At 74.7% G+C, this 20,860-nt stretch carries 15 protein-coding genes; 5 read left to right on the top strand and 10 right to left on the bottom strand.

Annotated features, from left to right (window positions below):
• Positions 1-60: 60 nt before the first annotated feature.
• A complete protein-coding gene (locus ACQPYD_RS22145; RefSeq protein ID WP_433697499.1) occupies positions 61-1,266 on the bottom strand; it encodes a cytochrome P450 family protein in 1,206 nt (401 codons plus the stop codon).
• 309 nt (positions 1,267-1,575) lie between these two features.
• Complete coding sequence (locus ACQPYD_RS22140) at positions 1,576-2,757, bottom strand: PucR family transcriptional regulator (protein WP_433697498.1); 1,182 nt, start codon at positions 2,755-2,757, stop codon at positions 1,576-1,578.
• A 240-nt stretch (positions 2,758-2,997) separates the two neighbouring features.
• Between ACQPYD_RS22140 and ACQPYD_RS22135 the strand changes: the two genes are divergently transcribed.
• Complete coding sequence (locus tag ACQPYD_RS22135; protein WP_433697497.1) at positions 2,998-3,825, top strand: aldo/keto reductase; 828 nt, start codon at positions 2,998-3,000, stop codon at positions 3,823-3,825.
• A gap of 75 nt (positions 3,826-3,900) precedes the next feature.
• Here ACQPYD_RS22135 and ACQPYD_RS22130 read toward each other — a convergent pair whose 3' ends face one another.
• Complete coding sequence (locus tag ACQPYD_RS22130; RefSeq protein WP_433697496.1) at positions 3,901-4,062, bottom strand: hypothetical protein; 162 nt, start codon at positions 4,060-4,062, stop codon at positions 3,901-3,903.
• Between the two features lie 92 nt (positions 4,063-4,154).
• Here ACQPYD_RS22130 and ACQPYD_RS22125 point away from each other — a divergent pair, with 92 nt between their 5' ends.
• Positions 4,155-4,691, top strand: coding sequence for a RidA family protein (locus tag ACQPYD_RS22125; RefSeq protein WP_433697495.1), 537 nt, complete (start codon positions 4,155-4,157; stop codon positions 4,689-4,691).
• A gap of 85 nt (positions 4,692-4,776) precedes the next feature.
• Here the strand turns inward: ACQPYD_RS22125 and ACQPYD_RS22120 are convergent, their stop codons facing one another.
• Positions 4,777-5,661, bottom strand: coding sequence for a sulfotransferase family protein (locus tag ACQPYD_RS22120; RefSeq protein ID WP_433697494.1), 885 nt, complete (start codon positions 5,659-5,661; stop codon positions 4,777-4,779).
• Between the two features lie 161 nt (positions 5,662-5,822).
• On the opposite strand from ACQPYD_RS22120, the gene ACQPYD_RS22115 reads away from it, so the two are divergent.
• On the top strand, positions 5,823-6,632 hold the full coding sequence (locus ACQPYD_RS22115; protein ID WP_433697493.1) for an SIR2 family NAD-dependent protein deacylase: 810 nt from the start codon (positions 5,823-5,825) through the stop codon (positions 6,630-6,632).
• Here the strand turns inward: ACQPYD_RS22115 and ACQPYD_RS22110 are convergent.
• The 3 genes from ACQPYD_RS22110 to ACQPYD_RS22100 all read right to left on the bottom strand — a co-directional run bounded on the left by ACQPYD_RS22110 (position 6,629) and on the right by ACQPYD_RS22100 (position 12,470).
• Positions 6,629-9,877, bottom strand: a complete 3,249-nt coding sequence (locus ACQPYD_RS22110; protein WP_433697492.1) for an NACHT domain-containing protein — start codon at positions 9,875-9,877, stop codon at positions 6,629-6,631. The genes ACQPYD_RS22115 and ACQPYD_RS22110 overlap by 4 nt on opposite strands.
• Before the next feature lie 106 nt (positions 9,878-9,983).
• Entirely contained in the window at positions 9,984-10,631 is a 648-nt protein-coding gene (locus ACQPYD_RS22105; protein ID WP_433702104.1) for a uracil-DNA glycosylase, read from the bottom strand.
• 153 nt (positions 10,632-10,784) lie between these two features.
• Positions 10,785-12,470, bottom strand: a complete 1,686-nt coding sequence (locus tag ACQPYD_RS22100; protein WP_433697491.1) for a protein kinase domain-containing protein — start codon at positions 12,468-12,470, stop codon at positions 10,785-10,787.
• A 170-nt stretch (positions 12,471-12,640) separates the two neighbouring features.
• Here ACQPYD_RS22100 and ACQPYD_RS22095 point away from each other — a divergent pair, with 170 nt between their 5' ends.
• Positions 12,641-14,947: a protein kinase domain-containing protein gene (locus tag ACQPYD_RS22095; RefSeq protein ID WP_433697490.1), complete on the top strand. Its 2,307-nt coding sequence runs from the start codon at positions 12,641-12,643 to the stop codon at positions 14,945-14,947.
• An 83-nt stretch (positions 14,948-15,030) separates the two neighbouring features.
• Here the strand turns inward: ACQPYD_RS22095 and ACQPYD_RS22090 are convergent, their stop codons facing one another.
• Positions 15,031-16,836, bottom strand: coding sequence for a glycoside hydrolase family 15 protein (locus tag ACQPYD_RS22090; protein ID WP_433697489.1), 1,806 nt, complete (start codon positions 16,834-16,836; stop codon positions 15,031-15,033).
• A gap of 423 nt (positions 16,837-17,259) precedes the next feature.
• Positions 17,260-17,892: a YczE/YyaS/YitT family protein gene (locus ACQPYD_RS22085; protein WP_433702103.1), complete on the bottom strand. Its 633-nt coding sequence runs from the start codon at positions 17,890-17,892 to the stop codon at positions 17,260-17,262.
• 370 nt (positions 17,893-18,262) lie between these two features.
• Between ACQPYD_RS22085 and ACQPYD_RS22080 the strand changes: the two genes are divergently transcribed.
• Positions 18,263-19,732 (top strand): PLP-dependent aminotransferase family protein, encoded by a 1,470-nt coding sequence (locus tag ACQPYD_RS22080; protein WP_330158308.1) that lies wholly within the window; start codon positions 18,263-18,265, stop codon positions 19,730-19,732.
• Between the two features lie 259 nt (positions 19,733-19,991).
• Here the strand turns inward: ACQPYD_RS22080 and ACQPYD_RS22075 are convergent, their stop codons facing one another.
• Positions 19,992-20,828, bottom strand: coding sequence for an alpha/beta hydrolase (locus ACQPYD_RS22075; RefSeq protein WP_433697488.1), 837 nt, complete (start codon positions 20,826-20,828; stop codon positions 19,992-19,994).
• Positions 20,829-20,860 lie beyond the last annotated feature (32 nt).

Raw genomic sequence — 20,860 nt, 5'->3', positions numbered from 1 at the left:
GCTTTCGCCGCTTCCGGTGCGGGCCCGGAGGGGGCCGCCCGCGACGGGCCCCGCCCACCGCTACCTCCCCGTGCGCACGGGCAGGGCGAACAGGCCGTGCATGATCATGCTCGGCCACCACCGCAGCTCGGACTCGTCCACCGCGAGGCGGAGCCCGGGGAACCGGTCGAGCAGGGCGCCGACCGCCACCCCGGCCTCCATCCGCGCCAGCTGCGCCCCGACGCAGAAGTGCGCCCCGTGCCCGAACGCCAGGTGCGCGTCCCCGCGCCCGGGCCGGAACCCGTCGGCGTCGTCGTAGCGCCCGGGGTCCCGGCCCGCGGACAGCAGGGAGACCAGGACCGGTTCGCCCGCCTCCAGCGCGACCCCGCCCACGGTGGTCGGCTTCCGGGGGAACCGCCAGGTCGCGTTCTGCAGGGGGCTCTCCAGGCGCAGCGTCTCCTCCACGGCCGGGCCGAGGAGCGCCCGGTCCGCGCACAGGCGCTCCCAGCGCTCCGGGCGGCGCAGCAGGGTGAAGAGCATGTTCCCGATCAGCGCCACCGTGGTCTCGTGCCCGGCGACCAGCAGCAGGAACGCCGTGGACGTCACCTCGTCGCGGCTCAGCTCCCCGGAGCGGTGCGCCTCGACCAGGTCGCCCAGCAGGTCGTCGGAGGGATCGGACAGGCGGGCGTCCACCAGTTCCCCCAGGTAGCGGTCGAACCAGTCGGTGGTCGCGGCGACGGCCTCCATCTCCTCGTAGGACGAGGAGTCGATGACCGCGGCCCGCCGGTGGAACTCGGGCCGGTCCGCCTCGGGAACGCCGAGGATGTCGCAGATGACGGCGATGGGCAGCGGGTAGGCCAGGTCCCGGACCAGGTCCGGCCGGTCGGAGGCCGCGATGCGGTCCACCAGGTCCGCGGTGACGCGTTCGGCGCTCTCCTTCAGGGCTCTGACACGGCGCGGGGTGAACGCCCCTCCCGCGACCCGGCGCAGCCGCGTGTGGTCGGGCGCGTCCACGTTGACCATGCTGCGCACCAGGCTGGGCCGGTGGTCGTAGGGGAGGCCGAGGCCGGCCGCGCGCCAGACGGCGTCGCCCGCCGCGGGGTCCTTGAGCATGTCGGGGTCGGCGAGGACCCGCCGCGCGTCGGCGTGACGGGTGACCAGCCAGGCCCACGCCCCGCTGGGCAGGTCGACGCGGTGCACGGGGGAGTGCTCCCGAAGCCAGCGGTAGGCGGGGTGGGGGTCGGCCTCGAACTCGGGGCCGTGCAGCTGCGGTGGGGAAACGGACATGGCGTGCCTCTCGTACCGGGGGGTGCTCCGGGTGCTTCCTACCCCCCGCGCCCCGCGGGCCTGCGCCGGAGGCCCCCGGCCGGTGGCCGCTTCCGGCCAGGCGCCGCGCACGCGCGGCCGGGGGCTCCTCGGTCGCTCCGCGCACACGGCCGGTGCGGACCGGGGGCGCGGCTCCGGCCCGTCCCGGCCCGTGGGAGGCCCCGCCGCCGGGGGCACGGGAACCCGCCCCCGGGCCGGCCCCGCAGCCGACCGCGACACCGGGCGGCCGCCGCCACGGGCGCCCGCACCCGCGGGTCGGTCCGCCCTGCGTCAGGGCGCGATGGCGCAGGCGGTCTCCAGCACGAAGCGCGGCCAGGGCCGGTGCGGGTCGTGCCCGGTCAGCTCCCGTACCCGGCGCAGCCGGTAGCGCAGGGTCTGGGGGTGGACGTGCAGGGCCTCCGCCGCGGTGGTCGCCGCCCCCTCCCGGAAGTAGGCGCGCAGCGTCTCCAGCAGGTGGGCGCCGCCCGCCGACAGGAGCGGGCCGAGCACGGCGCGGCGGACCGCGGACGGGGTGACCGGGCCGCCGTTCAGGAGGGCCAGCACGCACGCGTCGGCGTCACGCAGCAGCCCCTCGGGGCCGAACGCGTGCGGGGGCGCGGTCTCCAGGGCGTCGTCGGCCAACCGGTAGGCGGCGGACATGTCGGCGAGGGCGCGCGGCGCCAGGACGCACCCCCGCCAGGGGTGCGCGCCGAGCACGGCGGCCACCCTGCCGGCGTCGGCGGGGGAGGCCAGCAGCACCACCCGGCCCGCGCGCGTGGTGAGCAGCGGGTCCGCGCCGGCCGGTTCGACCAGGCCGAGCAGCGCCATCCCCGCCGACACGGCGTCCCCCTGCGGGGCGCCGACGGGGGGAGGCCCCTCCGGCTGCGCCACCACCAGGACCGCGGGGTCGGGCGGGGCGATGCCCAGGGTCCTCGCCCGGTCGCGGATCGCCCCCTGCGAGGCCTGCCGTCCGATGAGGAGGTCGTCCAGGAACGCCCGCCGGGCCCTCTCCAGGTCGGCGTCCAGCCGGTGGGCGGTCTCGGCGTGGCCCACCGCCAGGCTCTCCGAGATCTGGTCGATCGAGGTCAGCCAGAGTTCGCCCAGAGCGAACACGTCCGCCGCGTCGAGCCCGTCGGCCCCGTGCTCGGCGACGGCGCGCACCGCCGCCACCGACCCGACCCGGTGCGCCCGGACGACGGCGCCGATCGAACGCCCGTCCGCGGCCCGGGAGCGCCCGATGCCCCGCAGCCGCTCCACGTCGTCCGGGGGCAGCCGGGTCTCCCCGGCCACCCACAGCTCCATCGACCGGGACACCAGCCACCCGGTGATCGCGCGCACCTCCTCCAGCTGCGACCCGTGCAGCGCGCGGTAGGCCGGGACCTCGGCGTACACCTCGGCGACGATCCGCTCCACCAGCCCGGCGCGCTCCCGCGCCAGTCCGGCGCTGACACGGGCGCGCTGTTCGTGCCCCACCGGCCCACCTCCCGTCCCGGGCCGGCAGCCTACCGGGGGGCCGCGCGCGGCGACACGCCGGGCGCGGCGGTCCGGGCCGGAGCCGCCCCCGGCCCTGGGCAACGGTAAAAAGCCCGCACACGAGCGGCGCAGCTTCGGTCCGCCACCCGTGTTGACATGGCAGTATGCGACTGCGGCACGGGGAATGCCGTGCACTGTACGACAGCAGGGCCGTTCAGGGCCGACGGGGGATGAAAAAAGATGACGGTTCCGGGCATCACACTGGCCAATGGTGTGCGCATTCCACAGCTGGGCTACGGGGTGTGGCAGGTGCCCGACGACGAGGTGGAGCAGGCGGTCTCCACCGCGCTGGAGGCGGGCTACCGCAGCATCGACACCGCGGCAGCCTACGGCAACGAACGCGGGGTCGGCGAGGCCCTGCGCAGATCGGGACTGGACCGCGACGACCTCTTCGTGACCACCAAGCTCGCCAACCCGGACCAGGGCTACGACGCCACGCTGCGGGCCTTCGACGCCAGCGCCGACCGCCTGGGCATGGAGACCGTCGACCTGTACCTGGTCCACTGGCCGCTGCCCCGGCGCAACCTCTACGTGCCGACCTGGAAGGCGCTGGAACGCCTCTACGCCGAGGGGCGGGCGCGCGCCATCGGGGTGTGCAACTTCCAGGTGCCGCACCTGGAGAGGGTCATGGAGGAGGGCGGGATCACGCCCATGGTCAACCAGGTCGAGCTGCACCCGCTGCTCACCCAGAAGGCCGTGCGCGACTTCGACGCCGAGAACAACATCGCCACCGAGGCGTGGAGCCCCCTGGGACACGGAAAGCTCCTCGACCACCCCGACGTCACCGAGGTCGCCGAGGAGCACGAACGCACCCCGGCCCAGGTGCTCCTGCGCTGGCACGTCCAGCTGGGCAACGTGGTCATCCCGAAGTCGGTGACCCCCGAGCGCATCCGCTCCAACTTCGAGATCTTCGACTTCGAGCTCTCCGAGGAGGAGATGGACCGGATCAGCGGGCTCGACTCCGGCACGAGGTTCGGCCCCGACCCCGACGAGTTCGACGGCGACTAGGCGCCGGCCCCGGCCGACCGGCGACGGCCTCCGACCGGCAGCGGCCGGAAGCGGGGTCCGGACCGGAGCGGCGCGCTAGTCGCGCAGCTCGCGGTGCCTGCGGGCGCCGATCAGGGCGGCCTCGGGGCCGTTGCGGCGGACGCGGCCGACGTAGACGGCGCCCGCGATGAAGATGGCGATGAACAGCGCCAGCACGGCGACGAGGGCCAGGGCGGACAGCAGCAGTGAGATCGACATGGGCTCATCGTAGCCGCACGTCCTCGGAACACCCTCCGGGGGACCGTTCCGGGACGGGCGACGGGAGCCGCACCAACCCGGAGGGCACGCCGATGGACCGGACACCGCACGAGATCGTCAACCCGCTCTCCCTCGCCGATCCGGTGGGGTACTCCCACGCGCTCGTGGTCAGACCCGGGCGCCTCGTCCGCGTCGGCGGGCAGACCTCCCGGCGCCCCGACGGCAAGGTGGTCGGGGACTCCGTGGCTCAGCAGTTCGACCAGGCGCTCGCCAACCTGGTGGAGGCGCTGCGGGCCGCCGGCGCCGAGCCCGCCCACGTGGTGGACATGTGCGTGTACACCACGTCGATGCACTCCTACCGGGTCAACAGCGGCACCATCGGGTCCGTCTACCGGCGCCACATGGGCCGCTACTACCCGCCGATGACGGCGGTGGGCGTGACCGACCTGATGGACCCCGACGCCCTCGTGGCGCTGACGTGCACCGCCGTGATCCCCGAGGACGCCGCGGACGACCTCCTCCGCAGGGCCGAGGCGCGGGAGCTGGTCGAGGAGGCCGAGGAGACGCTGGCGGCCGACCCCCTCGCGGCGCGCGACCCGGGCGTCCGGCCCGGGCGCACCCGCCCGTAGCCCCGGGGCGCCGGGGCCTGTCCGGGCCCGGCGCCCCGCCGCGCCCCCGGCGACCGGGGTCAGGCCCCGTGGGCGGGGGCGGCGTTCACAGGTAGCCGAGCCGGGACAGCTCCACGCCCGCCACCTCGTGCACGTCCGTGTGCTGGTTCCGGGACAGGCGCTCGCGCCACGAACCCACGCCCCACGCCTGTTCGGTCAGCAGCTCCGACGCCGACACCCGGGCCCCGCAGAACTCCCGCAGCCGCTCCGCCGTCTCGACCTCGCCGCCGTGCACGTCCTCGTAGCGCAGGGTCAGCAGCCGGTCGGCCCCGATCTCCCGGCGCAGCAGGGCCGACATGCGCACCGCGCCCCGCCAGCGCATCGCGCACTTGGCGGCCGTGGAGCCCTCCGTGAAGGCGTCCAGGTCCGACTGGTCCTCCAGCCCGAAGAAGTGGTTCGGGAACTCGTGGTCCAGTTTCATGAAGCTCGGCTTCAACCAGGCCAGGGAGCGCTCGTCGTCCATCATGTCCGCGATGACGTCGCGGCCGTCCCGGATGATCTGGACGAACAGCGCGTCCGGGAACGCCGCGTGCAGGGCGCTCGCGGCGAACAGCAGGTCGGGGCTCGCGTCGCCGTAGCGGAGGGCGTCGGCGCTGTGCTCGCACGGTTCCGCGGAGGCGTTCGCGGGCACGCGGGCCCACGGACCGGGGCACCTGGGACAGGTCAGCGGGGTGAGCTGCCAGGCCTCGGCGTAGGCCTCGCGCAGGAGGCTCGCCGTTCCCGCGACCTTCTCCCGCGCCAGCGAGGGGCGTCTGGCCACGGCGTAGACGGCGTTGAGCACGCCCGGGGACCCCGCCCCCAGGTGGAAGCCGGGTGCGCGGGCCAGGGCGCGGGCGACCTCGGAGATCCCGGAGTGGGGGGCGCCCAGGACGAACACCGGGCGTTGGACCTTGGTCCCGTTGACCACGAGGATGTAGGACGGCTGCTTCATTTGTGTCGATTTTTGCACCCTTTGCCCCTCTCGCGTGCATCGGCCGCGCGTTTCACGCTCCGCGTCCGCGCGTTCCCGGCGCCGCGGCCCTCCGGAAGGGCGCACCGGGTCGGGGGAGAGCCTCGGGAAGCTCCGGTCCGGTGTCGCTGCAACAATGGGGTATGGCCTCGATGAGCACCCGTTCCGCGCCGTTCGCCGACCCCGAGGAGTTCGAGCGCGCCGCCGACCTCCTGTCCTCCGCCGGGAGCATCACCGTGCTCACCGGCGCCGGCGTCTCCACCGACTCCGGGATCCCCGACTTCCGGGGACCGAAGGGGCTGTGGACGACGAACCCGAGCGCGGAGGCCATGTCGGACATCGACTCCTACATGGGCGACGTGGACGTGCGCCGCGAGGTGTGGTCGCAGCGCCGCGTCCACCCGGTGTGGGAGGCCGAGCCCAACGCCGCGCACCGGGCGTTCGCCGACCTGCGGGCCATGGGCCGGCTGCGGGCGCTCATCACCCAGAACATCGACGGCCTCCACCAGCGCGGCGGGGTGCCCGACGACGCCGTCATCGAGGTGCACGGCACCATGCTGCGCATCATGTGCATGGCGTGCGGGCTGCGCACCCCCACCCCCGTGGTGCTGGAGCGGCTGGACGAGGAGTCCGACCCCCACTGCCTCGCGTGCGGTGGCATCCAGAAGGCGGACACCGTCTCCTTCGGCCAGCGGCTCGACCCCGACGTCATCGGCGAGGCCACCCGCGCCGCCCAGGAGTGCGACGTGTTCATGGCCGTGGGGACCTCGCTGACCGTCCACCCCGTGGCCGGGCTGTGCGACGTCGCGATGATGGCGCGCGCCGCCCTGGTCGTGGTCAACGCGGAGCCCACCCCCTACGACGACTTCGCGGGAGCGGTCCTGCACGACCCCATCGGGGAGGTCCTCCCGGCCCTGGTGAGCCGCGTCCGCGGGACGGCGCCACGGAACTAGCCGCCGCCACCCCCGCTGCCGTACTGGTTCGCGGCGGAGTCCACCCGCCGGAGGGGGAGGGCCGCGTCGACGGGCGGGGGATCGGACGGGGGCGGCGCCGCCCCCGGGCCGGCCGCGCGCAGGAGCCCCAGGACGTGTTCCCTCACCTGGTCGGTGACGACGTCCCCGGGCAGGGAGGCCAGGACCGGCATGACGAGGTCCGCGCCGAGCAGGGGGCCGGGGACGACCTCCCGCAGGTGCGCGAAGTAGCGGCGCAGCAGCTTCGCCAGGTGCTCGGGCAGCACGGTCGGGAAGGGCGCCGTCGAGGCCGCGGCCAGGTCGGCGGCGGCCTGGGTCAGCGTGATGAGTTCGAGGCGGCCCAGACTCGTCTGCGAGAGCAGCCTCCGGTAGCTGTCCAGGCGCTGGTGGGGGTGGAGCTGCGGGGGCTCCATGCGCAGCCGCTGGATCTCGTGCAGCTCGGCCCAGACCCGGTCGTCCTTCGGGTCCTGGTACCAGGTGCCCAGGTCGTCGGAGACGTGGCGCAGGTACGGCACGAGCCCGAGCGCGAAGCGCGCCGCCGTGCCGTTGACGCGCATCGCCATCGACCGGATCAGTCGGGAGGTGACCGAGTCGTAGGGCACGGTGACGCCGTAGGGGTCCATGACCACCGGGCCGGGATGCCTTCGCCTGCTCAGCTCGAACCCCATGCACTCCCCGACGTCGACGGGCGAGCCGTCCTCCCGCTCCAGCACGGTGACCACCCCGTCCTCCGACCAGCCGTCCAGGTGGCGGACGCGGATCGCGGACATGATGCTGTACCACTCCGCGCCGGGCAGGAGGCGCCACATCGACGTCGTGCCCCGGAGGAACTGGTCGGGCTCCTCGGCCCCGGGGAACAGCTCCCGGGCGTCCACCGGCTCCTGTCTGACCAGGACCAGCAGGATCATGAGGTTGGCGGTGTAGTTCGCCTCGCGGTGGGACAGCCGGAGCCGGGCCGGCTCGTACTCGGTGTAGGACCGGTTGGAGGCCGGGAACGGCGCCTCCTGGAACAGCTCCACGAGCAGCCGGGCGTAGTCCTCGCGGGCCTCCGGCTCCTCCGCGAACCGCCGCTCCAGCATCTCCGAGAGGAAGTCCACCACCTTGTCGCGCCCGGCGTAACCCGCGAACGACGACAGGGCGAACAGCTCGCCGTCGTCCGTGCGGACGCTCCGGCCCCGGCGGCGCGACGAACGCGCCCGGGCGTCGTCCAGGTCGGCCAGGGCCGCGTCCACGGCCCTGGCCACCAGGTACTCGCCGAAGGTGGCGTGCAGGAACTCGAACACGCTCGCGGATCCGTCGCCCACCCGGGCCCGGGACTCGTGGACGAAGAAGAAGCGCCCCAGCACCTGGTGCGCGGCGTCGATCCGCCCGTGCAGGCCCGGATCCTCGGGGCGCACCGCCGCGTCGGGCATGAGGACCGCGAGGTCCTGCTCCAGCTCGTCCGCGGTGACGCTCTGCTTGCGCCGGGTGAACATCGCCAGGGCGGCGACCTCCAGGCGGCGCAGCTCGTCCTCGACCGCCGCGGCGAAGTCGCGCGTGCCCAGCCCCGGCCGGTGCTTCTCCACCTCGCGCCGGGCGAACATGGTCAGCAGCCGCTCGTACAGCTCGCCCTGCCCGAGGGCGTCGCCCGCCCGGCGCAGGGCGTTGCCCTCGCCGTCGTACACGAGCAGCATCAGCAGGAGGAGGGGCTGCTCGGCCAGTTCCGAGTACGGCGCCAGCACCCCGGGCGTGAGGGGGGCCAGGCCGGAGGAGGCGAAGGCCCGCGCGTTCGCCCCGTTCCACACCTCCAGCATCTGCCCGATCCGCGGCTCGTCGAAGGGCTCCAGCCTGATCACGGTGGTGCCCTCCGGGAAGCGCGCCCGGTCGGCCACGACCGTGCGGCTGGTCACGACGACCACCACCGGCCGGCCCAGGGCCTCCTGCTGGAGCTGGAACTCCTGCACCCGCTCCAGGTAGTCGGAGCGGTCCACCCCGGTCGCCTGGAGGAGCTCGTCGAAGCCGTCCAGGATGATGACGGGGAGCGCGCCGTCCGCGGACTCCGCGAGTTCGCGCCAGGACACCCTGGTGTGGAGGGTGGCGGCCAGCCCCTCCTCGATCTGGACGTGGATGGGGGAGTTGGGCAGGACCGACCGCAGCTCCACCCGGATCGGCAGGAAGTCGGACTCGGGGAGCCTGGCGGAGAGCATCTCCGTGAACTTGGACTTGCCCGCCCCGGGGTGGCCGAGGACGACGGTGGGGAACCCGGTGCTGTCCGTGTGGACCAGGTGGGCGGCGAGGAACCCCTGGAGGTCGTCGAACAGGGTCTGCCGCTGCCACCACTCCTCGGTCGAGGGCGAGGCGCCGCCGTGGATCCGCGCGATCCGGCCGCGCGGCGGGATGTAGGCCTCTTCCAGGGGAGGCAGGACCAGACCCGGCGCGGTCTCGTTCGTCCTCAGGACGGGCTGCCGCAGGACCGCGCGGTAGGAGGCGGCCAGCTCCCTGCGCCGGACGTCCACCCCGCGCCGTGACGCGATCGCCGAGAGCTGCCGGTGCAGCTCCCCGAGGCCGGTGTCCAGGCTCCGGCGCGTGTGCTCGTGCGCCTCGAGCTGCGCCCACATGCCGAACTCGGGGATCTCCGAGGCGAGCCTGCGGTAGTTCTCCCGGTAGCGGTCGTGCGCGCGCCGGGGCAGGTCCAGCGCCAACAGCTGGAGGGAGGGGTGGTCCACGGACGTGATCCCGTGCTCCGCGGCAGCGGCCGCCCCCGGGATCCCCCGGACGAAGGCCTCGGCCGCGCCCGGGTAGAGCACGTCCCCCTGATCGGGCCCGCCCGTCTCCTGGAGGTGCGCGGAGGTCAGGGCCCCCGGCAGCGCGGGGTCGGCCGGATAGCCGTGGAGGACCGCCGCGAGCTGTCCCTCCGAGGCCGGCCGCAGGTCCTCCAGGGGGAACGGCACCGAGGCCGACTCCCAGGACTCCTCGACCGCCTCCAGGAAGGAGACGGTCAGGAGGATCCGTCGGGCGGCCGCGATCCTCTCGGTCCGCGACATCCGGCTCTCGCCGGAGATCTTGTCCCGGATCCCCTCGACGGCCTGCCGTCCCTTGCCGACCAGGTAGGACCTGGCCCCGAAGAGGTCCGGCACCCCCACCAGGCCGAGCCCGCCGTCGGCCAGCTTCTCCGCGAAGTCCAGGAGGTCCGAGTCGTTCTTGCCGAGGATCTTCAGCGCGTCCGCGTAGGAGAGCTCTTTCGCCATGGCCAGGGGGCCTTTCCGCTTTCAGGGGGTGGAACGCGGTCGGACCCGGCACCGGGGGAGGCGCCGAGTCCGCAGGTCGACAGGGGAAGGGGTGGAGCCGGTGGAGCTAGGGCAGCTGCCAGTCGACCGGCTTGGCGCCCTGCTCCTCCAGCATCGCGTTGGTCTTGCTGAACGGCCTGGAACCGAAGAAGCCGTTGCGCGCCGACAGCGGGCTGGGGTGCGCGGACTCGACGCACGGAACGCCCGGCATCATCGGGCGCAGGTTGCGGGCGTCGCGCCCCCACAGGATCGCCACCAGCGGCTTGTCGCGCTCGGCCAGTGCCCGGATGGCCTGCTCGGTCACGGCCTCCCACCCCTTGCCGCGGTGCGACCCGGCACTGCCGGGGGCCACCGTCAGCACCCGGTTGAGCAGCAGCACGCCCTGCTCGGTCCACGGGGTGAGGTCGCCGTTGGAGGGCATGGTCGTGCCGACGTCGTCCTGCATCTCCTTGTAGATGTTGCGCAGGCTCGCGGGCAGGCGCACGTCGGGGGCGACGGAGAAGCTCAGCCCCACGGCGTTGCCGGGGGTGGGGTAGGGGTCCTGGCCCACGATGAGCACGCGCACGTCGTCGAAGGGCTGCTGGAAGGCGCGCAGGACGTTGTCCCCGGCGGGCAGGTAGGTGCGTCCCTCGGCGACCTCCCTGCGGAGGAAGTCGCCCATCGCGGCGATCTGGGGCGCGACCGGCTCCAGGGCCTTCGCCCACCCGGCTTCCATGATTTCGTTGAGGTCCTTGGCCATGGCCAGAACCCTAGCGGCAGACAGCGACATCGACGCCCCGTCCGGACGATCGGCTTCCTCGCGACCCATAGATCTCACCCCCGTGCGCCGGCTGCCATGGGACCCACGATACTTCCACCGCCGTCCTCGTCACAGGGGCGGCGTGCCGCCTTGGCGGCGGGAGCGGTCCTGCCACTGACGCAGGTGGGCTCGGATGCGCGCCGTCGCCTCGCTCCGGGCGCCGTGCACCCGCGTGTACCGGGCGAGCAGCGCGTGGTACCGCCGGGCGGCCTCCGCCGGGCGTCCGGCGTGGCCCAGGTAGGCGGCGTGGTAGTGGAGGGCCCGCAGCGTCGCGGCGTCGTCCTCGCCCAGCCGCCGGGTCAGGTCCGGAACCAGCTCCTCCAGCAGCTCCACGGCCCGCTCCGGCCGACCCGCCTCGCCGACCTCGAACGCCAGGTACAGGCGCGTGGTCAGCACCCTCTCCGAGCCGGGCCCGTGCACGGCCACCAGGTCGGGCACCAGCTCCTCGTGCACCCTCGCCGCCAGCGCGTGGTCGCCCGCCCGCCCCGCGTTCGTGGCCAGGTAGTACCGGACGGCCAGCGTCTCCGGGTGCCGGGCCCCGTGGACCCGCAGCAGGTCGGACAGCAGGGAGTCCAGGAGGACCACCGCCCGCCGGTGCTCCCCGCTCTTGCCGGTCAGGTACGCCTCCTGGCGGCGTGCCCGCAGCGTGTCCTGGTGGTCGGGGCCGAACGTCGCCCGCAGCCGGGGCAGCAGTCCGCGCAGCTCCCGCGCGGCCGCCGCGAACTGCCCCGTGTCGGCGGGAGCGCGGGCCTCCTCCACCAGCGCCAGGAGGCGCGCGGGCTCCTCCGGGCCGACCGTCTCCGGGCGGGTGGTCCCCGCCCGCGTGTACGGCCGGGTGCCCGGGGCCGGGCCGACCGGCCCCGGCAGGGACCGCGGCCGGGACGGCCGCCCGGTGCGGGAGGGGAGGAAGGGCGCCAACCGGTCCCGCACGTCCTCGGCGCTCACGGGCCGGTCCTCCGGGCGTTTGGCCAGCATCGACGCCACCAGTTCCGACAGCGGCGCCGGCACCTCCGGGCGCAGCTCGGCGGCGGCCGCGGGGGTGTCGACCAGGTGCATGCGCAGCACGGCCAGCGGGTTGTCGGAGTGGAACGGGGGACGCCCCGTCAGCAGCTGGTACAGGATCGTGCCCAGGGCGTAGAGGTCGCCGGACCGCTCGACCTGCTCGCCGCGGACCTGCTCGGGCGGCATGTACAGGGGCGTGCCGATGACCTGGCCCGTCTGGGTGATGCGGCGGCTCTGGGTGGCCGCCGTGATGGCGGCGATCCCGAAGTCCAGCACCTTCACGGTGCCGCCCCCGGAGCCCTCCCCGACCACCATCAGGTTGCCCGGCTTCACGTCCCTGTGCACGACCCCCGCCGCGTGCGCCGCCCCCAGGCCCGACGCGGCCTGCGACACCAGGTCGGCGGCGCGCGGCACCGGCATCGGGCCGCTCTCCCGCAGGACCGCTGTCAGGGAGCGCCCGGACACCAGCTCCATGACCGCGTACACCGAGCCCGGGGCGCCGGGGGTGTCGTCCCGGCCGAAGTCGTGCAGGATCACCACGTTGGGGTGGCCCGCCAGGCGGGCGGTGATCCGCGCCTCGCGGCGGAACCGCGCGGAGACCTCCTCGGACCCCGCCCGGCCGGGCCGGATCAGCTTGACGGCGACATGCCTGTCCAGGAGCTCGTCGACGGCCCGCCAGACCTCGCCCATCCCGCCCCGGCCCAGGAGGGAGAGCAGGCGGTAGCGGCCGCCGAGGACCCGTTCTCCGGTCACCGCGGCCCCCGTCCGTGTTCGCGTGCGAGACGGCCGGCGGCCACTTACGGCCTTCCGGTCGTACAGGGCGTAAGAGTACATCCGCCCGCGTTACTGTGGTCTCCCGCCCGAGGGCGGGATCCCCTGCGCCCCAGAAGCGCCTGCCCCCCGTGTGGAATGAGTGTCAGAGAGTGAGCCTTCATCTCTACGTCGGTCCGGACACCCAACCGGACAAGTACCGCCTGGTGCGATCGGTGGGCCGCGGCGGCGAGGCCACCCTCTACCTCGCCGAGGTGACCCTGGCGGGACAGACCGAGCCCGTCGTGGTCAAGGTCCTCAACTCCGACGTGACCGCGAACGAGGAGCAGTTCGCCGAGCTCAGCGCCAGGTGGGGCGAGCAGGCGGAGCTGCTGCGCTTCATCAACCGGCTCGGGGTGGTCGGCGTCCGCGAGCACTTCGAGGGCGCCCCGGAGCACCCGGCCGAAGGGTCGGGCGAGTACACCGACCGCGCCCTCTACCTGGTCATGAACTACGTCCAGGGCGTGGACCTGCGCGACTGGCGGGCCGAGCACGCGGTGGAGGGGCCGCGCGGCCAGCGGGAGGCGCTGCGCTACCTGGAGCAGGTCGCCCTGGTGCTGGACGTGCTGCACTCCGGCCGTGCCACCCCCTCCAAGCGGGTGGTGGTGCACGGGGACCTGTCGCCCGGCAACGTCATGATCAGCGACGAGGGCCAGGCGACGCTGGTCGACTTCGGCCTGAGCCGGATCGCCGCGCGCCACATGACCGCCCGCCCCTGGTTCACCCCCGGGTACGCGGCCCCGGAGATCTTCACCGGCGAGTACTCGGCGGCCACGGACCGGTACGCGTTCGGCGCCATCGCCTACTTCACCCTCACCGGGGAGGACCCGCCGCCCGCCCCCGAGCAGCTGCGCGAGCGCTTCGGCGCGCTGCCCCTGGTCGCGAACGCGGGGGAGCGGCAGCGCGAGCTCGTCACGGCCATGTTCTCGGCCGAACCTGGCGACCGCCCCGAGGCCGCGGACTGGATCCGGGCCCTGCGGTCGCTGGCCACGTCGGCGCCGTGGACCGGGCCGGCCTCCGACCCGGGCGACGCCGTCCTGGCAGCGGCAGTGACCGAGACCCCCCACGGCGCCGCGGAGCCGTCCGCGCCGGAGTCCTCCGCCGGGGACGCGCCCGGCGCGCCGGAGGACCGTGCGGCGGCCCCGCGGGCCGAGGGCCCCGCCGCCGAGGGGGCCGCTCCGCCGCAGGGCGCCCGGTTCTCCGGCCCGCCCCCGGTGAGCGCCCCGGCCGGGGGCCCGCCCCCGCAGCAGGAGCGGTCCGGCGCCGAGGGGCCGCCCGCGCCCTCGGAGGCGCCCGCCGCGCAGGCGTCCGCCCCCGCTCCGTCCGCTCCGTCGGTGCCGGACGCCGACGACATGCCCCCGCGCCCCGTCGGCGGGCTGCGCGGCGCACCCCAGGCCGCCCCGGGGCCCCGGCGGTCCCAGGCGGCGCAACCCCCCGTCGGCCCCCCGGGCGCGGGGCAGGGCACGGCGCCCCGGAGGCCGGGGCAGACCGGGCCCCAGCCGGGGCAGCCGCCCCGCGGGCCGCGCCCCGGAGCACCGGCACAGGGCATGCCGAACCGGCGTCCGCCCGCCGGCGGAGCACAGCCGGGGGCCGGCGCCTACTCGGGCCCGGCCCTCCCGCCCCACCGGGCGCCGGCCGGATCCCGGCCCGGCTGGAGCGTCCCCCCGCGCCCCGAGGCCACCGGGGCCTTCGCCCCCGCGGCCCACGCGCCCGCCGAGGCCGCGGCGCCCGCCCGGCGGAAGTCGCGCAAGCCCAAGCTGATCGGGCTGGCGGTCGTCGTCGTCCTCGCCATGCTCGCGGGCTCCGCCGGCACCTACTACGTCATGGTCCGGATAGCCTCGGCGACCGCGGCCGCCGAGGAGCCGGACGGAGCGGGAGCAGAGGCCCCGGAGCCGTCCGGGAGCGACGGGGCGGGCACCGCCTCCGAGCCCGCCGAGGAGGGGACCGGGCCGGTTCCGGGCGTCACCGACCCGAGCGGGGACGGGGCGTCCGGTGCCCCGAACGGCGGGGACACCACCCTGCTCACGCAGGTGGTCTCCGTCGACCAGGAGGGGAACTGGGAACCGGAGACGGGCCGTGCGCAGGTCGACGGCCAGGTGTACACGCGGGCGCTGGCGCCCGGTGCCTGCGCGGAGTCCGAGTACAGCGAGTGCACCGGTTGGATCGACTACGACCTCGGCCGCAACTGGACGACCTTCACCGCCGTCATCGGGGTGCAGGACGATTCGCGGGCGGACGCCGCCACCACGTTCATCGTCCACGTGGACGGGGAGCCGGAGCTCACCGAGACCCTGGGCCTGGGCGAGCCCCTGGAGATCGAGGTGGACGTGCGGAACGCCCTGCGCCTGCGGCTCGAGGTGGAGAGCGACGACTACAGCGTCCACCCGGTGTGGGCCGACCCCGCCCTCGCCCGGGACTGACCCGGCCGACCACGCCCCGCGACCGTGCCGGTCGCGGGGGCGGGCGGTCTTCGGGCCGGCGGGGGAGAGGGCCCGTGAGGGCCCTACTCCGCGCGCCAGCCGCCCTGCCGGGCGGACAGGTTGAGGGCGGTGGTCACCAGGGGCACGTGGCTGAACGCCTGCGGGAAGTTCCCGACCTGGCGCCCGGCCCGCGGGTCCCACTCCTCGGCCAGCAGGCCCACGTCGTTGCGCAGGGACAGCAGCCGCTCGAACAGCTCGCGGGCCTCGTCCTGGCGGCCGATCGCCAGCAGGGCGTTGGCCATCCAGAAGCTGCACGCCAGGAACGCGCCCTCGTCGCCCGGCAGCTGGTCGGCGGAGCTGTCCAGGTCGGTGCGGTAGCGGAGCACGAACCCGTCGACCATGAGGTCCTGGCGGACGGCCTCGATGGTGCCGACGACGCGCGGGTCGTCGTAGGGGAGGAACCCGACCTCGGGGATGAGGAGCAGGGCGGCGTCGAGCTCCTTGCTGCCGTAGTACTGGGTGAAGGTGTTGCGCTGGGGGTCGTAGCCGTACTCGCACACCTCGGCGTGGATGGTGTCGCGCAGGGCCCTCCACCGCTCGATGGGGCCCTCCTTGCCGAACTCCTCGATGCTGCGCACCGCCCGGTCGGCCGCCACCCACGCCATCACCTTGGAGTGCACGAAGTGCTGGCGGGGTCCGCGCACCTCCCACAGCCCCTCGTCGGGCTCGTCCCAGCACCACTCCAGGTAGTTGACCAGGGAGCGCTGCAACCCCCAGAGGTAGTCGCCGCCGCGGATGTCGTGGCGGCGGGCCAGGTGCAGCACGTCCATGACCTCGCCGTACACGTCCAGCTGGTACTGGCCGACGGCGGCGTTGCCCACCCGGACCGGGCGCGAGGCCTCGTAGCCGGGCAGCCAGTCGGCCTCCCACTCGGTGAGGCGGCGCTCTCCGCGGATGCCGTACATGATCTGCATGAGCTGGGGCTCGCCCGCGACCGCCCGCACCAGCCACTCGCGCCAGGCCAGGGCCTCGTCCTTGTACCCGGAGCGGATCATCGCCTCCAGGGTGATGGTGGCGTCGCGCAGCCAGCAGTAGCGGTAGTCCCAGTTGCGGACCCCGCCGATCTCCTCGGGCAGGGACGTGGTGGGGGCGGCGACGATGCCGCCGGTGGGCCGGTAGGTGAGGGCCTTGAGCACGATGAGGGAGCGGATGACCGCCTCCCGGTAGGGGCCCTCGTACGTGCACTGGTCGACCCACTTCTCCCAGAACCGCTCGGTCCGGGAGAGCGCCTTCTCGGCGTCCAGGTGGTCGGACTCCTCCACCTGGGAGGGGTGCCAGGTCATCACGAACGGCACGCGCTGGCCCGCGGTGACGTCGAAGGTCGCGTCGTGGGTGAAGTTGTGGCCCTGGAGCTCGACGGGCGTGCTCAGCCAGACGGCCTCGGGGCCCGCGATCGCGACGAGTTCGGCGCCGGTGCGGTGCACCCACGGCACGACGTGGCCGTAGTCGAAGCGGATGCGCATGGTGGTCTCCATGCGCACCGACCCGCGCAGCCCCTCGACGATGCGGACGATGTGGGGGGCGCCGCCGCGGGGAGGCATGAAGTCGATGACCCGCACCGAGCCGGTGGCGGTGTCCCACTCGGTCTCCAGGATGAGGGTGTCGCCCCGGTAGCGCCGGCGGGTGGCCCGGGGGTCGCCGTCGGCGGGCCTCAGGGTCCAGCTCCCGTTCTGGTCGTCGCCCAGGAGGGCGGCGAAACAGGCCGAGGAGTCGAAGTCGGGCAGACACGCCCAGTCGATCGAACCGTCACGCCCGACCAGCGCGGCGGTCTGCATGTCGCCGATCATTGCGTAGTCTTCAATCCAGCCGGGCACGCGGCTCACCCCCATCACGTCGTCCTGGTTGCTGCGGTCGGCGCCGATGACTCGCGGGGGTCTGCCGCACCATCGCGGACGGTTTCGCGCACGACCGCGCGCACACCCATCCGGGGTCCTTCCCCCACCCGCCAACGGGTGGGAACCCGCTGGTGGGACAGGGCGCCGTTCGGGTCACGCGCGTCCTCCGGCCGGCCCGTCCTCTGCCTTCGTACCCGGGTATGTGCCCAGGTAAGGGCAGCCGAAAAGGCCGGTCACCGAGGAACCGTGCCGAAGACGGTCCTTCCGTTCACCGCGGTCCCATCTTCCTCCCTCCGCCGGGCCCGCGCTACCCGCAAGTGCACGTGCATCTGGAGGTGCAGCGAAGTATGTGGGGTATTGGGGGAATTTGGTGAGCAGAAGTTATGACGCGGTGATCAACGACCGGTGACGAAACGGCTAAGACCCCTGTGGGGCCGGGGTTTCGGGTGTCTCGTCCGGCATGCGGAGCAGTGGCAGGAACAGGTGCGCGAGGGGACCGATCGCCACCGCGAAGACCACGGTTCCCACCCCCACCGTGCCTCCCAGGAGCACCCCGGTCACCACGACCGTCACCTCGATCACGGTGCGCGCCAGCCGCACCGACCACCCCCGCGCGGCCAGTCCCGTCATGAGCCCGTCCCGCGGGCCCGGACCGAGCCCGGCCCCGATGTAGCATCCTGTCGCGATCGCGCACACCAGCACCCCGAGCACCAGCAGCCCGACCCGCGCCACCAGGGAGTCGGTTCCGGGCAGCAGCCACAGGAACAGGTCCACCGTCATGCCGACCACGACCACGTTGCTCAGCGTGCCCAGGCCGGGCTTCTGCCGCAGGGGGATCCACAGCAGCATCAGCAGGGCGCCCACCAGCACGCTCCACGTGCCGATGGACAGGCCCGTCTGACGGGCCAGGCCCTGGTGCAGCACGTCCCAGGGCATGGAGCCGAGCCCGGAGTGGACCAGCAGCGCACCGCTCAGGCCGTAGAGGGTCAGTCCCGCGTACAGCCGGACCAGGCGGCGCAGCCGGGGGCGCGGCAGGACCGGGGTGATCATCACCCGGCCGAGCGGGCCGGCTGCCGTCGAGCGGACGGGGCGCTGTTCTGCGGTCACTGGGGTTCCTGTCCTTCGGTCGGGGAGGCGCTCCCGGCGCGGTGCGGACCGCGCGGGTCCCGGCGGCGCAGGGACCGCCCTGGGGAACGCATTCCTGGGATCATCGGATGAAGCGCCGCGGGGCGGGGCGGCGCGGGAGCGGGGCACGGCGGCAGGCCGCCGGGCGCCCGCGGCTCGAACCCCCACCGGCTCGTCCGGACCGGGAGCCATAAGGGGATCCACCTGGGTATCGTGACGGAGGTGGCGCTGGAAATGAAGTGCCAATCCAGTCAACTGGCCCGTTTCGCGACGCGGGGGAAGACGGGGGAACGGCATGGCGAGGCAGAGCGGCCGCCGCCTGGAGCGCACCAGCGGGGGGAGCGGCACCCGGCGGATCAACGGCCGGCTCCTGGCGCGCCTCATCGGCGAGGCCCCCGTCGAACGCCCCTACTACCTCGCCATCTCCCGGGCCGTCAGCGCGCTCGTCCTGGACGGCCGGGTCCCCACCAACACCCGTCTGCCCGCCGAGCGCGACCTGGCCGCCGCCCTCGGCGTCAGCCGCAACACCATCACCGCCGCCTACGCGTGGCTGCGCGACAACCGCTTCCTGGAGAGCCGGCAGGGCGCGGGCAGCTGGACCGTCCTCCCCGACGCGGCCACCGGCGAACCCTCGCCGTTCTCGCACGCCTCCGAGCACATCGACCTCGGCGTGGCCGCGCCGCCCGCCGTGGAGGGCCTGCGCGCCGCCGCCGTCCAGGCCGCCGAGCAGCTCTCCGCGCACGTCGGCGGACTCGGCTACTACCCCTACGGCCTCCCCGAGCTGAGGCACGCCATCGCCCGCCGCTACGTGGAGCGCGGCCTGCCCACCACCCCGGAGCAGATCTTCGTCACCAACGGCGCCCAGCAGGGCATCGCCCTGATCATGGACCTGCTGGTCCAGCCCGGCGACGAGGTGCTGGTGGAGTCGCCGACCTACCCGCACGCGCTGGACGCCGCCCGCCGCACCGGCGCGCGCGTGCGCACCGTCGGGGTGACCCCGCAGGGGTGGGACATGGAGTACCTCACCGACGCGTTCCGCCAGTGGAGGCCCGAGCTGGCCTACCTCATCCCCGACTTCCAGAACCCCACCGGCGCCCTGATGGACGACGACGAGCGCCGGGTGGTGGTGCGCGAGGCGCGCAGGGCCGGCACCCACCTGATCGTCGACGAGTCGGTCTGCGAGCTGGCCATCGACTCCGGGGACCTGCCCGCCCCGGTGGCCGCCCACGACACGGACGGGCGGGTCCTGACCGTGGGGTCGGTGGCCAAGCTGCTGTGGGGCGGACTGCGGGTCGGATGGGTGCGGACCACGCCGCCCATGGTCGCCAGGCTGATGGCCACCCGCCAGCGCTTCGACCTGGCCGGGGCGGTCCTGGACCAGCTCACCGCCACCCACCTGCTCGCCGACGTGATGCGCGTCCGGGCCGAGCGCAGCCGCCAGCTGCGCCGCAACCGCGACGCGCTGCTGCACGCGCTGCGCGAGCGGCTGCCCGACTGGCGTTCCAGCGTGCCCGGCGGGGGGCTGGTGCTGTGGACGACCCTGCCCCACCCCGTCGCGGGGGCGCTGTCCGCGGCCGCCGTCCGGCACGGGGTGCACCCGGCGGCCGGACCGGTGTTCGGCGCGGACGGCACCCTGGAGCGCTACCTGCGCCTGGCCTACACCCAGCCGCCGGACGTCCTCGCCGACGCGGTCGACCGGCTGGCCACCGCCTACTCCGAGACCCTCGCCCACCCCCTCCAGCCCCGCGGCCAGCTGTACGTGTAGCCGTCGGGGCGGGGGGCTCCGGCCGTCGGGGCGGCCGTTCGCCCCTCCCGGAGCGGTCCACGGCGGCCCGGGGCCGCCCCCGTCGGCCCCTGCGGGCCGGAACCCTCCGCCGCGCCGCCCCGGGCGGGACCGGCGGCACGCCCCGGCAAAGCGGTGGCGGGGGCGCTGTTCGCGGCCGCCGCGCCGCTGTGCCGCCGCGGTTCCGCGCCTGGGAGCGGGAACGGCGGACACGGGAGCGGGCCGGGGACGCCCCCGGGTCCTAGAGGGTGACGTTCGCGACCGCGAACCGCTGGGCGAAGCGGACGACCTCGGCCATCACCTCGTCCCGGTTGGTCTCGTTGAACACCTCGTGCCGCGCGCCGGGGAAGATCCGGGCGGTGAAGTCCTCGCCCGCGATCGCCTCGATGCCGACCCTGGTGTCGGCCACCGGCACCAGGCGGTCCTCGGACCCGTGCACCCACAGGAGCGGCAGCGACCCCAGGGTCCCGGATCTGACGCCCCACTCCAGCTCGGCCAGCAGGGCGTCGACGGTGTCCCGCTTGAACGGGCCGTGCCACACCAGTTCGTCGGCCGCGTACGCCTCGCCCACGGCGGGGTCGCGCGAGAGCGTGGCCGGGTCGATGGGGGCCTCGGGGATCCGCTCGGCGGCGGCGATCTGCTCCAGGGCGGTCCAGCGGCCCAGGACGGGGCCGGAGAGCACCAGCGCCTGGAGCGCCTCGGGGTGGACCTGCGCGTAGCGCGACGCGACCAGTCCGCCCATCGAATGGCCGATCAGGACCAGCGGCAGCGTCCGGTAGGCGGTGCGCGCCTGCGTGATCAGGCGGTGCACGTCCTCCACCACGCCCGCGTAGTCGTCGATCAGGACCCGCTCCCCGGACGACAGCCCGTGGCCCCGGTGGTCGGCCCCGTAGACGACGGCGCCGGCCGCGACCAGGTCGGCGGCGACCTGCTGGTACCGGCCCAGGTGCTCGCCGTAGCCGTGGACCAGCACGGCCAGCCACGTCGGCTCGCCCTCGGTCGGCGCCCAGGCCCTCGCCGCCAGCTTCCCGGACCCGTCGGGTCCGCCCGCCAGGGCCCACTCGCGTGTGGTGATCACCGTGTCCTGCCTCCTCGCCCGTGTCGTCGTCC

The sequence above is a fragment of the Nocardiopsis sp. CA-288880 genome (genome assembly GCF_050955985.1).
Taxonomy (GTDB): domain Bacteria; phylum Actinomycetota; class Actinomycetes; order Streptosporangiales; family Streptosporangiaceae; genus Nocardiopsis; species Nocardiopsis tropica.
This window is presented reverse-complemented; position numbering and strand designations above follow the sequence as displayed.

Coding starts and splice junctions, on each gene's coding strand:
- ACQPYD_RS22135 (WP_433697497.1), top strand. CDS start 2,998: ATGACGGTTCCGGGCATCACACTGGCCAATGGTGTGCGCATTCCACAG.
- ACQPYD_RS22120 (WP_433697494.1), bottom strand. CDS start 5,661: ATGAAGCAGCCGTCCTACATCCTCGTGGTCAACGGGACCAAGGTCCAA.
- ACQPYD_RS22105 (WP_433702104.1), bottom strand. CDS start 10,631: ATGGAAGCCGGGTGGGCGAAGGCCCTGGAGCCGGTCGCGCCCCAGATC.
- ACQPYD_RS22130 (WP_433697496.1), bottom strand. CDS start 4,062: ATGTCGATCTCACTGCTGCTGTCCGCCCTGGCCCTCGTCGCCGTGCTG.
- ACQPYD_RS22080 (WP_330158308.1), top strand. CDS start 18,263: ATGGCGAGGCAGAGCGGCCGCCGCCTGGAGCGCACCAGCGGGGGGAGC.
- ACQPYD_RS22145 (WP_433697499.1), bottom strand. CDS start 1,266: ATGTCCGTTTCCCCACCGCAGCTGCACGGCCCCGAGTTCGAGGCCGAC.
- ACQPYD_RS22115 (WP_433697493.1), top strand. CDS start 5,823: ATGGCCTCGATGAGCACCCGTTCCGCGCCGTTCGCCGACCCCGAGGAG.
- ACQPYD_RS22110 (WP_433697492.1), bottom strand. CDS start 9,877: ATGGCGAAAGAGCTCTCCTACGCGGACGCGCTGAAGATCCTCGGCAAG.
- ACQPYD_RS22090 (WP_433697489.1), bottom strand. CDS start 16,836: ATGGGGGTGAGCCGCGTGCCCGGCTGGATTGAAGACTACGCAATGATC.
- ACQPYD_RS22125 (WP_433697495.1), top strand. CDS start 4,155: ATGGACCGGACACCGCACGAGATCGTCAACCCGCTCTCCCTCGCCGAT.
- ACQPYD_RS22085 (WP_433702103.1), bottom strand. CDS start 17,892: ATGATCACCCCGGTCCTGCCGCGCCCCCGGCTGCGCCGCCTGGTCCGG.